Genomic DNA, 12,526 nt, shown 5'->3' with positions numbered 1-12,526 from the left:
CCGCGGACGAGCGCTGGTGGGACCCGGCGCACGCGCGGCGCCGCGCCCGCTTCCAGGTCGTCACCGAGGACGGCGCCGCGTACCTCCTGGCCGTCGAAGGCCGCCGCTGGCACGTGGAGGCGGCCTATGACTAGCGGTCCCCCTTCCGCCGGCTCGGGGGTGCGCCGTGGGGTGGCGTAATCCGGCGATCCCGTGGCGGGAGTTCGAGGAGCGGCTGTCGTGGCGGTCCGAGGAGCGGCCGCCGGACGAGGCGCGGGACGAGACGCGGGACGAGGCGCCGCCGGAACCGCGGCAGGAGCCGCGGGAGGCGCCGCGGCGCGTGGAGGGCGGCGTGCCGTGGGCGGAGCTGCACGTCCACTCGTCGTTCAGCTTCCTCGACGGCGCCAGCTCGCCGGACGCGCTGGTCGCGGAGGCGGCGCGGCTCGGCGTCGAGACGATGGCGGTCACCGACCACGACGGGATGTACGGGGCGGTCCAGTTCGCGCAGGCGGCGCACGAGTCGGGCATCGGCACGGTGTTCGGCGCGGAGCTGAGCCTCGGGCTGCCGGGTCCGCAGACCGGCGAGCCCGACCCGGCGGGGCGGCACCTGCTCGTCCTGGCGCGGGGCCCGGAGGGCTACGGGCGGCTCTGCTCGGCGATCACCGGGGCGCAGCTCGCGGGCGGGCGCAAGGGCCGTCCGGTGTACGACCTGGACGCGCTCGCCGGGGCGCACGGCGGGCAGTGGGCGGTGCTGACCGGCTGCCGCAAGGGACCGGTCCCGGCGGCGCTGGAGTCCGGCGGCCCGGACGCTGCCGAGCGGGAGCTGCGCCGGATGACCGACATGTTCGGCCGCGACAACGTGTTCGTGGAGCTGGTCGACCACGGCCACCCGGACGACGACGAGCGCAACGACGCGCTGTTCGCGCTGGCCGCGCGGGTCGGGGCGGGCGTCGTCGCGTCCAACAACGTGCACTTCGCCGCGCCGGGCGGCGACGCGCGGCTGGCGCAGGCGATGGCGGCGGTGCGCGCGCGCCGCAGCATGGACGACATGGTCGGCTGGCTGCCCGCGAGCGGCACCGCGCACCTGCGCAGCGGTGTGGAGATGGCGGCGCGGCTGGCGCGCTTCCCCGGCGTCCTCGACCGGACGGCGGAGCTCGGCCGCGAGTGCCGGTTCGGGTTCGACGTGGTCGCGCCCCGGCTGCCCGACTGGCCCGTCCCGGACGGCCACACCGAGGCGACCTGGCTGCGGCACCTGGTGAAGGAGGGCGCGCTGAAGCGGTACGGGCCGCCGGAGCGCGAGCGGGTCTCCGGCGCGTACGCGCAGATCGCCAAGGAGCTGGACGTCATCGAGCAGCTCGACTTCCCCGGCTACTTCCTGATCGTCCACGACATCGTGGAGTTCTGCCGCCGAGAAGGCATCCTGTGCCAGGGGCGCGGGTCGGCGGCGAACTCGGCGGTCTGCTACGCGCTCGGCATCACCGGCGTCGACGCCGTCCGGCACGGGCTGCTGTTCGAGCGGTTCCTGTCCCCCGGCCGCGACGGCCCGCCCGACATCGACCTGGACATCGAGCACAGGCGCCGCGAGGAGGCCATCCAGTACGTCTACCGCAAGTACGGGCGGGAGTGCACGGCGCAGGTCGCGAACGTCATCAGCTATCGGCCGCGCATGGCGGTCCGGGACGCGGCGCGCGCGCTCGGGTTCTCCCCGGGCCAGCAGGACGCGTGGTCCAAGGGCATCGACCCCCGCGACCCGGTCGGGTCGGAGACCGACATCCCGGCGCCCGTCATGGAGCTGGCCGGGCGGATGCTGACGCTGCCCCGGCACCTCGGCATCCACTCCGGCGGCATGGTCATCGCGGACCGCCCCGTCGGCGAGGTCTGCCCGATCGAGTGGGCGACGATGCCGAACCGCAGCGTCCTGCAGTGGGACAAGGACGACTGCGCCGCCGCCGGCCTGGTGAAGTTCGATCTGCTCGGCCTCGGCATGCTCGCGGCCCTGCACGACTGCTTCGACCTCGTCGCCGAGCACCACGGGCAGCGGCACGACCTCCAGTCGATCCCGCCGGAGGACCCCGAGGTGTACGAGATGCTGTGCGACGCCGACACCGTCGGGGTGTTCCAGGTCGAGTCGCGCGCGCAGATGGCGACGCTGCCCCGGCTGCGGCCGCGCGAGTTCTACGACCTGGTGGTGGAGGTCGCGCTGATCCGCCCCGGCCCGATCCAGGGCGGGTCCGTCCACCCGTACCTGCGGCGCCGCAAGGGCCTCGAACCCGCGACGTGCCCGCACCCGCTGATGGAGCCGGCGCTGCGGCGCACGCTCGGCGTCCCGCTGTTCCAGGAGCAGATGATGCAGCTCGCCGTGGACTGCGCCGGGTTCACCCCGAACGAGGCCGACCAGCTGCGGCAGGCGATGGGCGCCAAGCGCGCGCCCGAGCGCGTCGAACGGCTCCGCGAGCGGCTGCTCAACGGGATGGCCGAGCGCGGCATCCCCGCCGGCATCGCCGAGGACGTCTACGAGAAGATCCTCGGGTTCACCGGGTTCGGGTTCCCCGAGTCGCACGCGCAGAGCTTCGCGCACCTGGTGTACGCGAGCGCCTGGCTGAAGCGGCACTTCCCCGCCGCGTTCACGGCGGCGCTCGTCCGCAACCAGCCGATGGGGTTCTACAGCCCGCAGTCGCTGCTGGCGGACGCGCGGCGGCACGGCGTCGTCGTCCGGGGCGTGGACATCAACGCCAGCGACGTGCATCCGACGCTGGAGGAGCCCGTCGAGGTGGCGTCGGACCATCCGCACGCGCCCGCCGCGCCGCAGCCCGCGATCCGCGTCGGCCTCGCCGGCATCCGCAACCTCGGCGAGGACACCGCCGAGCTGATCGCGGCCGGACGCCCCTACACGAGCATGGAGGACCTGGCCCGGCGCGTCCCCGTGTCGGCGGCGGCGCTGGAGGCGCTCGCGACCGCCGGGGCGTTCGGCTGCCTCGGCATGACGCGGCGCGAGGCGCTGTGGGCGGCGGGCGCCCTCGCCGGCACCGGCCCCGGGCAGCTCGAAGGCGTCACGCCCGGCGCGGCGGCCCCCGCGCTGCCGCCGATGACACCGATCGAGGAGACCCTCGCCGACCTGTGGGCGACCGGCGTCTCCCACACCCACCCCGTCGCGCACGTCCGGGACGCGCTCGACGAGCTCGGCGCCCTGTCGTCCGAACGCCTCGCCGCGACGCCGTCGGACACCAACGTCGTCGTCGCGGGCCTGGTCACCCACCGGCAGCGCCCGCCGACCGCCGGCGGCATCGTGTTCATGACGCTGGAGGACGAGACCGGCATCATCAACGTCGTCTGCCCGCCGCAGGTGTTCCAGCGGCACCGCGGCCTGGCCGTCGACTCGCAGGCGCTGCTGGTCGGCGGGCGCCTCGAACGCGCCGACGGCGTCACCAACGTCCGCGCCACCCGGCTGCGCCGCCTCCCCGTCCCCGGCCGGGTCCGCGCCCGCAACTTCCACTGATCGCGGGCCGAACGCGGGCCCTGCCGGGCGCGTCCCACATGTGTCATCGTTGTCACGGAGAGGGTCGCGTGCCGCCGTGGAGGCGGCCGCCAAGGCGCGGCTCCGGCGAAAGGCAGATCGCCGATGGAGAGCCCACGCTCACAGCCACGGCCCACCGCACCCGCGCCGCAGGAGCTCGGGCCGGACGATCCGACGCGGGTCGGGCGGTACCGGATCGAGGCCCGGATCGGCGAGGGCGGCATGGGCGCGGTGTACCTCGGCCGCGACCCCGGCGGGCGCGCCGTCGCGGTCAAGGTCGTCCGCCCCGACCTCGCCGGCGACCGGATGTTCCTCGCCCGCTTCCACGACGAGGCCGCGCACGCCCAGCGGGTCGCGTCGTTCTGCACCGCGCAGGTGCTGGAGCACGGCGACGACCTCGGCCTCGCCTACATGGCCACCGAGTACATCGAGGGCCCCTCGCTGCTCGACCACGTCACCGCCACCGGGCCGCTGTCGCCCGGGATGCTGCACGGCGTCGCGGTCGGCGTGGCCGCCGCGCTGGTCGCGATCCACAGCGCGGGCCTGGTGCACCGCGACCTCAAGCCGAGCAACGTGCTGCTGTCCATCTCCGGCCCGCGCGTGATCGACTTCGGCATCGCGCGGGCGCTGGACGCCGCGTCCTCGCACACCCGGACCGGGCAGGTCGTCGGCACCCCCGGCTGGTTCGCGCCGGAGCAGATCACCGCGCAGCGGATCACCACGGCGGTGGACGTGTTCGCCTGGGGCTGCCTGGTCGCGTTCGCCGCGACCGGCCGCAACCCGTTCGGGCAGGGCTCCTTCGAGCTCATGGCGGCGCGCGCGGTGCACGCCGAACCGGAGCTCGGACCGGTCCCGGAGCCGCTGTCCGGGCTCGTGCGGGCCGCGCTGCGCAAGGACCCCGACCAGCGGCCGAGCGCCCGGGACCTGCTGCTCGACCTGGTCGGCGGCGCCGGCGAGGCCGACGTGTCGCACACGCTCGGCGCGTCATGGACGACCCCGCCGGTCCCCCGGCCGGACGTCACGTCCCGCGACCCCGGCGGCGCGGCCCCCATGCCGCCTCCGCCCGGCGGCGGCGCGGCGCCGGTACCCCATCCGTCCGGGAGCGGCGGGAGCGGCGGGAGCGGCGGGCCGGTGCCGCACCCGGCGACGGCGCCCGCGAACGAGCTCGCCCAGACCGCTCCGGCGCCCGAGAGCGAGCGCCGGCAGCAGATCCCGCACGCCCGGACCACGCCCTCCCACGAGGCGTACGCCTCCCCCGAGATCGGCCCGCCGCCCGTGACGGTGCCGCACGGACGGCGCGACCGCCGCGGGCCGGTGATCGCGGCGGCGGGCGCCGTCCTGGTGGCCGCCCTGGTCGCGGCCGGGGGCGCCTACTTCCTCACCCGCCCCGACGGCGACCACGGCAAGAGCGGCAGCAGCGCCGCCCCCGCCACGGGATTCCCCTCAGAGCCCATGCTGGTGCGGATCGACACCCGGCCCGGCTGGCCGAAGGACTGCCACGCCGACATCGGCACCTACACGCCCGGCTCCGCCGCGCCGAAGACGCTCGTCCAGGGGCCGGCCTGCGACACCCTCCCCGAACGCTCACCGGACGGCACGCGCATCGCGTTCAGCCGCAACAGCGGCGGGACGAACTCCGCATGGGTCATGAACGCCGACGGGACGGACCAGCGGAAGGTCACCGACATCGCGGGCGGGCGCGTGACCTGGTCGCCCGACGGCAAGCGCCTCGCCTACATGGGCGGCGCCGGCGTCGGCGACACCACCGGGACCCACCAGATCTACGCGATCGCCCTCGACACCCGCACGGTCACCCGGCTCACCGGCGACGACTCGGCCAAGGACGACCCGATGTGGTCGTCCAAGGGGCAGATCGTCTTCTGGAGCAGGAAGGACGGCGCCGAGCAGATCTACACCCTCGACCCCGACCACCCGTCGCGGCCCTGGACGCGGCTGACCAGGGACGGCGTCCGCGCGGTCGACCCGGAGTGGTCGCCGGACTCCTCCAAGATCGCCTACACGCACGGGCCCTCCGCGACGAGCGACATCTGGCTGATGAACGCCGACGGCTCGAACCCGCACCCGCTCACCACGGGCGGCGCCCACGCCATGGACCCCGGCTGGTCCCGCAACGGACGCTGGCTCTGCTACGTCAGCGGCCCGGTCGGCACGCCGGAGATCCACGCCGTCCGCGCCGACGGCACCGGCGACCGCGTCATCACCCCGGCGGGCCAGGTCCTCGGCCACCCGAGCTGGTCATGACGGCCCGCGGCCCGCACGCACGGCGCCGGAACGGCGGTACAGCGGCGGTCTAGCGGTCCGACGCCAGCGGCGACGCGTGGTCGATGCGCCGCAGGATGACGCCCTCGCGCAGCGCCCAGGGGCAGATCTCCAGCTCCTTCAGCTCGAACAGGTCCATCGCCGCGTCGGCGACGATCGCGCCCGCGAGCAGCTGCGGCGCCCGCGACTCCGACACCCCCGGCAGCTCCGCGCGCTCGGCGGACGTCAGCTGCGCGAGCTTCTCGGTCCAGTCGGTGAGGTCGGTGTCCTGGAGGACGCGCCGCTGGTACGGTCCATCGCCCGAGGGCGCCGCGCCCGCGATCCGGGCGAGCTGCCGGAACGTCTTGGACGTGGCCACCGCGTGGTCGGCGGGCCCGTACCGGGACACCTCCCCGACGTGCCGGGCGATCTCCGCGCGGACGTGCCGGCGCAGCGCGCGGACCTCGTCGGCGGGCGGCGGGTCGGCGGTGAACCAGTCGCGGGTGAGGCGGCCCGCGCCGAGCGGCAGCGAGAACGCCGCGTCCGGCTCCTCGTCGATGCCGGACGCGATCTCCAGGGAGCCGCCGCCGATGTCGACCACCAGCAGCCGCCCGGACGACCAGCCGAACCAGCGGCGGACGGCCAGGAAGGTCAGCCGCGCCTCGTCCTCGCCGGACAGCACGTCGATGCCGATCCGCTTCTCCGCCCGGATGCGGTCGAGGATCTCCTCGCCGTTGGCGGCGTCGCGGATGGCGGAGGTCGCGAACGCGACCAGGTCCTCGACGCCCTTGTCCTCGGCGACCTGCAGGGCCTCGTCGACGAACTCGCGGAGCAGGCGCTCGCCCCGCTCCGACAGCCGGTCGCCGTCCTCCAGGTGCGCGGCGAGGCGCAGTTCCGCCTTGTGGGAGAACGCGGGCAGCGGGCGGGCTCCCCGGTGGGCGTCCACCACCAGGAGGTGCACCGTGTTCGAGCCCACGTCAAGCACGCCGAGTCGCATGTCCCCGACGGTATCGGACACCCGCGCGGCGGGGACGCCAGACCGGCCTTCACCGGACGGAACACCCTTGCCACTACGGTGGGCGCATGGGCGGGCAGGAGTCGCGGCGCTGGCGGGTGCCGCCCAAGGTCGTCGCGGCCAAGTGCGCGGCGGCCGCGGCGGTCGCGGCGGTGGCCGCGTTCAGCGGCGGCGACTCGGAGCGGCTGCTGCTGGCGGGCGTCGCGGCGCTGGGCCTCGCGGCCGTCGCGCTGCGGGACCTGCTGGCGCCCGTCCGGGTGGCCGCCGACCGCGACGGCATGACGGTCGTCACCGGGTACGCGGGCCACCGCCGCGTCCCGTGGGAGGCGGTGACCGCGATCCGGGTGGACGAGCGCCGCCGGCTGCTGCTGCACACCCGGATGCTGGAGATCGAGACCGCCGACGACCTGCACCTGTTCAGCGCCTTCGACCTCGGCGCCGACGTGCACGACGTCGCCGACGACCTCTACCGCCTCCGGGCCCGCACCACCCGCTGACCCGCCCGGAGGTCAGGCGGGCAGCTCGTCGGGGGTGGGGTAGGAGGTCTGCGCGCCGGGCCTGCGGACCGCGGCGGCGCCGACGCGGGTGGCGTAGCGGGCGGCGTCGCGCAGGGAGTCGCCGCGCGCGAGGCGCAGGCAGAGCGCGGCGGTGAACGCGTCGCCCGCCCCCGTGGTGTCGACGGCCTCCACCTTCGGCGACGGGATCGGCGCCGTGCCCTCGGCGTCGGCGACGACGACGCCGTCCGCGCCGAGGGTGATGACGGCCGAGCGGGGGCCCGAGCGCAGCAGCGCCGCCGCCATCCGCTCCGGGTCCGTGCCGTCCGCCGTGCCGGGGCCGCCGAGCAGCCAGGCGGCCTCGTGCTCGTTCACCACGAGCGGGTCGCAGAGCGCGAGGACCTCGGCGGGGACGGGCGCGGTGGGCGACAGGTTCACCACGACGCGGGCGCCCGCCGCGGCCGCCGCGCGGGCGGCGCCGGCGCAGCAGCGCCATCACCGGCTTCTCCACCAGGTAGTAGCTCGCCGTCGCCGCTGCGATGGACGCCGCCGCCAGCAGGGGCAGATCCGTCAGGACGTGCCCCCGGTACATCCGGTCCGCCGCGTCGTACCAGGCCAGAAGAATGATCATCTGCCAGAGGAAGACGCCGTAGGAGATCCGGCCGAGGAAGCGCATCACCCGGTTGCCGAGCACCCCCTCGATCACCGGATGCCCGGCCGGCGCGAACGCGATCGGCGCGACCAGGGCGACCGCGACGAGCCCGAACACCACCAGGTGCAGGACGGACGTCCACAGCGCGTCCGGCGTCTGCAGGGTGTACGGGCCGGTCGCGGGCGTCGCGGCCACCACGTACAGCATCGCCGCCGCCGCCCAGCAGGCGCCCCACGAGTCGGCGACGGCCCGGCACATCGCCGCGACCGGGCGCCGCTGGTCCAGCCGCGCCCACACCGTCACCACGGCCATCGCCATGCCGATCGCGAACCACACGAAGAAGTGCGGCAGCCACAGGCCCATCTGCGTGTGACGGTCCGGCACGAACATGAAGACCACGTACACGAAGGAGAGCGCCCCGTACACGCCGATCGCGCGCAGCAGCCGCTTCGCCCGCACGCCCGGGTCGCGCGTCGGGACGCGCCTGGCGTACCAGGTCAGCAGCGGCGCGGTCAGCGGCAGCAGCGCGTACCAGGCGGCCTCGACCACCAGGCTCCACGTCTGCCCGATGCGGGCCGGGCCGAGGCCGCCGCCCCACCACGGGTCCGGCAGGTACGTCTGCGTCAGCGTCAGCAGCGAGCCCCAGGTCAGCGGGTCGCCGAGGTGCCCGCGCGCGGACGTGGCCATGAAGACGACGATCAGCGCCCAGTACGCGGGCATGATCCGCAGGACGCGCTTGAGCAGGTACTCGCCGGTGCGCGGCGCGGCCCGGCCGTCCAGCGCCGCCGCCGCCCACGGGCGGTAGAGCAGCAGGCCGGAGAGCGTGAAGAAGATCGGCACGCCGACCTGGCCGCCGTTGAACAGCCAGCCGGAGCCGCCCTGCCGGGTCATCGCCCCGGACGCGCTCGCCACGTGGAACGCGAGGACGGCCAGCGCGGCGAGCGCCCGGACGCCGTCCAGCGCGTCCTGGTGCCCGGCGATCGGCGGCGGGGCCGGCCCGGCCTGCAGCGGCGCGGGCCTCACGGGCCGGTCTTCCGCAGCACGAGCAGCAGGTTCCAGGTCGCGACCTCCCGCAGGGCCGGGACGCGGACGATCACCGACGCCCAGCGCGGCAGGTAGCGGGGCACCGCGGCCACGACCTCGACGTCGCGGTTGCCCCGCGCCCAGGCGAGCGCCGCCGACACCGACACCGGGTGCAGGCTCGTGCCGTACCGGTTCCTCGGCGGCCGTCCCGTGCGGCGCTCGTAGCGGCGGGCGGCCCGGTCGCCGCCGAGGTAGTGCCAGGGCGACGTCTCGTGGCCGCCCCACGGGGACAGCCAGTTGGTGAACGACAGGAACACCAGCCCGCCGGGACGCGTCACGCGGACCATCTCCCCGGCCATCCGCCACGGGTCGGGCACGTGCTCCAGGACGTTGGACGAGAAGCACACGTCGGCCGAGCCCGTCCGGTACGGCAGGGCCAGCGCGCTGGCGACGAGCGTGTTCGGCGCCGGAGGCCCGAGCGCGGTCAGCTCCTTGATGTCGTGGTCGATGCCGGTGCATCGTGCCCCGGCCTTTTCGAGCGCGCGCGCGAATTGGCCGAGTCCGGTCCCGACGTCGATGACGGTGGCGCCGTCCAGGCGGGTGTACGTGCCGAGCTGCGCGACGGTGTCCTGCGCCATCAGCCCGTAGAAGTACTCCGGGTCGGTGCCCTCGCGGCGGAACGCGCTGAAGAGCCGGAGGCACCGGCCGAGCGTGGCGCGGTGGCCCGGCGCGGCGCGACCGTCCTGCTCGGGCGCCGAGGCAGCTGCCGGCCAGTCCATGGGCAACCTCACGGATCACGGGGAGTACAGGCGGAGCTTACCGGCCGGTACACGGTCGCCGGGAGCGGTCGCCGGCCCGGCCCCGGGGATGCGCCGACCGCGCCCCCGGCCCATGGCCAATATGGGAAGATTCTTCGGATTTGCACGTTGAGTGGCCGGTGCTATTGGACGGGCGGTTTGGCAAGTCCTGTAGCCTGACCGCGCACGCCGGAATCCGGCCTCACGGCCCGGGGAACGGACCGCAGTCCCGGAGGTGTTCATGCGGCGACCGGTGGTCGGCCTGATCCTGATCGGCCTGGGCGCCTTCTTTCTCGCGCTCGCGCCCATGGTCCGGTTCTACGTGGCCGACCAGGTGGTGCAGGCGCCCCTGAACCGCTACCAGGTCACCCGGCTGGAGTCGCCGAACAGCACCTACTTCGACCAGTCCGACCTGAAGCTGAAGAACGGCGTCACGCTGCGCGCCAACAACACCATCCGCGGCGACGTACGGGCCAACGGCGGCAACAACAAGATCGCCGTCTGGGACTCCACCACCGACATCTACGACCAGGCCAAGCCCGACACCCCGGTGCAGATCCAGAAGTTCCGGATCGCGTTCGACCGGCGGACGGGCGTCCTCGTCAACTGCTGCGGCGCCAACGTCGAGGGCGACAGCACCGTCCGCATGTCGGGGTACGGGCTGCTGTTCCCGATCGGGAACGTGCAGAAGCGCGACTACCCGTTCTTCGACATGACCACCAAGCAGCAGGCGCCGATGCAGTACGGCGGGGTCGAGCGGGTGCACGGCCTCGCGACCTACCGGTTCACCCAGCACATCCCGCTGACCAAGACGGCCGCGCTCGACACCAAGATGCCGGCGAGCATGCTGGGGCTGCCGGCCGACAAGGGCAACCAGAAGGCCGACCGCTACACCGAGGCCTACAACACGATGTGGGTCGACCCGCGCACCGGCATCCCGGTCAAGCAGCGGGAGAACATCCGCAGCTGGGTGCAGACCCCGGACGGCAAGGGCAAGATGATCGTCGCCCAGGCCGACCTGATCACGCTCGACAAGGACCAGCGGGGCCTCGTCTCGATGGCGGACAAGACCGCGCTGCAGATCGACCTGGTGCGCAGCTACATCCCGGCGGGCGCGGTGTTCGTCGGCCTGGTGCTGCTGCTGGCCGGCGGCCTCCTCGGGCTGATGCGCGACCGGACGCCGCCGAAGATCGAGGCGCCCCGCCGTCCCGACGGCAAGTTCGGCGACGCGGGCCCGCCCAAGCCCCCCGGTGCCCCCGGTGCCCCGGGCGCACCCGGCGCCGCAGCGGCTCCCGCTGTGGCCGCGCCGGCATCGGCGGCCGCTCCGCCCGGTTCGTTCGCGGCCCGTGCCGCCGCTCCGGACGCACCGGGCGCCCAGGGCGACAAGGGCGCCGGCAGGCCGCAGGGGCGGCGGGTGCCGTCCGACGGCCGCCAGCGCCGGCTGCCGTCGCGGCGCCGCTGAGCCCGCTCCCCGTCCACCAGGCCCCGCCGGCCCCTCCGGGCCGCGGGGCCTTCGTGTGTCCCGACTCACGCTGATACGTGTTCTAGAGCCGGCCGGACGCCCTGGCCGGGCTGTTCTGCGTGCCTCGATGATTTCCTCAACTAGAACCTGTTGCAGTTTTGCGGGGAGCCGCCTAGGGTCGAGGCTGTGCGGACACGAGTCACCGAACAATTCGGCATCGAGTACCCGATCTTTGCGTTCAGTCACTGCCGCGATGTCGTCGCGGCGGTGAGCCGCGCCGGCGGCATGGGCGTCCTCGGCGCCCTGTACTTCACCCCCGAGGAGCTCGAACTCGAGCTCAAGTGGATCGACGAGCACGTCGGCGGCAAGCCGTACGGCGTGGACGTGGTGATGCCCGCCAAGTACGAGGGCGCCGACCTCGGCGACGCCGAGGAACTGGTCGGCAAGCTCCAGGGCATGATCCCGGCCGAGCACCGCAAGTTCCTGGAGGACCTGCTCCAGGAGCACGGCGTCGAGCCGTCCACCGAGAGCGCGAGCAAGGTGCTGCTCGGCTGGACCGACCAGACGGCCCGGCCGCAGGTCGAGATCGCGCTCAAGCACCCGATCGCGCTGCTGGCGAGCGCCCTCGGCCCGCCCCCGGCGGACGTCGCCGAGCTGGCCCACCAGCACGGCGTCAAGGTCGGCGGCCTGGCCTCCAACGCGCGGCACGCCCGCAAGCAGGTCGAGGCCGGCGTGGACATCATCATCGCGCAGGGCACCGAGGCCGGCGGCCACACCGGCGACGTGTCCACGATGGTGCTGATCCCCGAGGTCGTGGACGCGGTCGGCGAGGACACGATCGTCCTCGCGGCGGGCGGCATCGGCCGGGGCCGGCAGATGGCCGCCGGCCTCGCGCTCGGCGCCGACGGCGTCTGGACGGGCTCCATCTGGCTGACCGTGGACGAGGCCGACACCCCCGAGCGGGCGCTGCCGAAGCTGCTCGCGGCCACCTCCCGCGACACCGTCCGGTCCCGCGCCTGGACCGGCAAGCCCGCCCGGTTCCTCAAGACCGCGTGGACCGAGGCGTGGGAGAGCGAGAAGTCCCCGGGCTACCTGCCGATGCCCATGCAGTTCATGCTGATCGCCGACGCGCTGCCGCGCATCGCCCGGTCCGGCGACGGCGAGCTGGTCACCTTCCCGGTCGGCCAGATCGTCGGCTCCATGAACCAGGTGAAGCCCGCCGCGCAGGTCGTCTACGACCTGATCGAGGAGTACGTCGAGTCGATCGAGCGGCTCAACGCGATCACCGAAGGCTGACCCCGCAAGGGCAGGGACGGCGGCCGGGGCGCAAC

At 74.6% G+C, this 12,526-nt stretch carries 8 protein-coding genes and 1 pseudogene; 5 read left to right on the top strand and 4 right to left on the bottom strand.

The genetic code is table 11. The features are described from left to right. The first annotated feature begins 166 nt into the window (after positions 1–166). Positions 167–3,475, top strand: a complete 3,309-nt coding sequence (locus tag ABZ914_RS34730) for an error-prone DNA polymerase (RefSeq protein ID WP_500198452.1) — start codon at positions 167–169, stop codon at positions 3,473–3,475. A gap of 123 nt (positions 3,476–3,598) precedes the next feature. Continuing rightward, positions 3,599–5,755 (top strand): protein kinase domain-containing protein, encoded by a 2,157-nt coding sequence (locus ABZ914_RS34725; RefSeq protein WP_500198451.1) that lies wholly within the window; start codon positions 3,599–3,601, stop codon positions 5,753–5,755. A gap of 49 nt (positions 5,756–5,804) precedes the next feature. Here the strand turns inward: ABZ914_RS34725 and ABZ914_RS34720 are convergent, their stop codons facing one another. Beyond that, positions 5,805–6,749, bottom strand: coding sequence for a Ppx/GppA family phosphatase (locus ABZ914_RS34720; protein WP_500198449.1), 945 nt, complete (start codon positions 6,747–6,749; stop codon positions 5,805–5,807). 86 nt (positions 6,750–6,835) lie between these two features. Here ABZ914_RS34720 and ABZ914_RS34715 point away from each other — a divergent pair, with 86 nt between their 5' ends. Then, the gene (locus ABZ914_RS34715) at positions 6,836–7,264 is read left to right on the top strand and encodes a PH domain-containing protein (protein WP_500198448.1); all 429 of its coding nucleotides are present in this window, start codon (positions 6,836–6,838) and stop codon (positions 7,262–7,264) included. Between the two features lie 12 nt (positions 7,265–7,276). Here ABZ914_RS34715 and ABZ914_RS34710 read toward each other — a convergent pair whose 3' ends face one another. The 3 genes and pseudogenes from ABZ914_RS34710 to ABZ914_RS34700 form a co-directional block, all read right to left on the bottom strand. Further along, entirely contained in the window at positions 7,277–7,699 is a 423-nt protein-coding gene (locus ABZ914_RS34710; protein ID WP_500198453.1) for a PfkB family carbohydrate kinase, read from the bottom strand. 88 nt (positions 7,700–7,787) lie between these two features. Then, positions 7,788–8,936 (bottom strand): annotated as a pseudogene (locus ABZ914_RS34705) (acyltransferase family protein); the annotation flags it as partial. Further along, positions 8,933–9,715 carry a class I SAM-dependent methyltransferase gene (locus ABZ914_RS34700; RefSeq protein WP_190865873.1) on the bottom strand — a complete coding sequence of 261 codons (783 nt, stop codon included), beginning with the start codon at positions 9,713–9,715 and terminating at the stop codon, positions 8,933–8,935. The gene ABZ914_RS34700 and the pseudogene ABZ914_RS34705, both read right to left, overlap by 4 nt. 259 nt (positions 9,716–9,974) lie before the next feature. Here ABZ914_RS34700 and pgfA point away from each other — a divergent pair, with 259 nt between their 5' ends. Continuing rightward, the gene (pgfA, locus tag ABZ914_RS34695; protein ID WP_500198446.1) at positions 9,975–11,195 is read left to right on the top strand and encodes a cell envelope lipid trafficking protein PgfA; all 1,221 of its coding nucleotides are present in this window, start codon (positions 9,975–9,977) and stop codon (positions 11,193–11,195) included. A 186-nt stretch (positions 11,196–11,381) separates the two neighbouring features. Next, positions 11,382–12,491: an NAD(P)H-dependent flavin oxidoreductase gene (locus ABZ914_RS34690; RefSeq protein WP_208268209.1), complete on the top strand. Its 1,110-nt coding sequence runs from the start codon at positions 11,382–11,384 to the stop codon at positions 12,489–12,491. The last annotated feature ends 35 nt before the right edge of the window (positions 12,492–12,526 follow it).

The organism is Spirillospora sp. NPDC046719, from assembly GCF_040645715.1.
Lineage (GTDB): Bacteria > Actinomycetota > Actinomycetes > Streptosporangiales > Streptosporangiaceae > Spirillospora.
This window is presented reverse-complemented; position numbering and strand designations above follow the sequence as displayed.

What these genes read in the sequence shown, in the direction of transcription:
- ABZ914_RS34725 (WP_500198451.1), top strand. Translation starts at nt 3,599, where the DNA reads ATGGAGAGCCCACGCTCACAGCCACGGCCCACCGCACCCGCGCCGCAG.
- ABZ914_RS34720 (WP_500198449.1), bottom strand. Translation starts at nt 6,749, where the DNA reads ATGCGACTCGGCGTGCTTGACGTGGGCTCGAACACGGTGCACCTCCTG.
- ABZ914_RS34715 (WP_500198448.1), top strand. Translation starts at nt 6,836, where the DNA reads ATGGGCGGGCAGGAGTCGCGGCGCTGGCGGGTGCCGCCCAAGGTCGTC.
- ABZ914_RS34700 (WP_190865873.1), bottom strand. Translation starts at nt 9,715, where the DNA reads ATGGACTGGCCGGCAGCTGCCTCGGCGCCCGAGCAGGACGGTCGCGCC.
- pgfA (WP_500198446.1), top strand. Translation starts at nt 9,975, where the DNA reads ATGCGGCGACCGGTGGTCGGCCTGATCCTGATCGGCCTGGGCGCCTTC.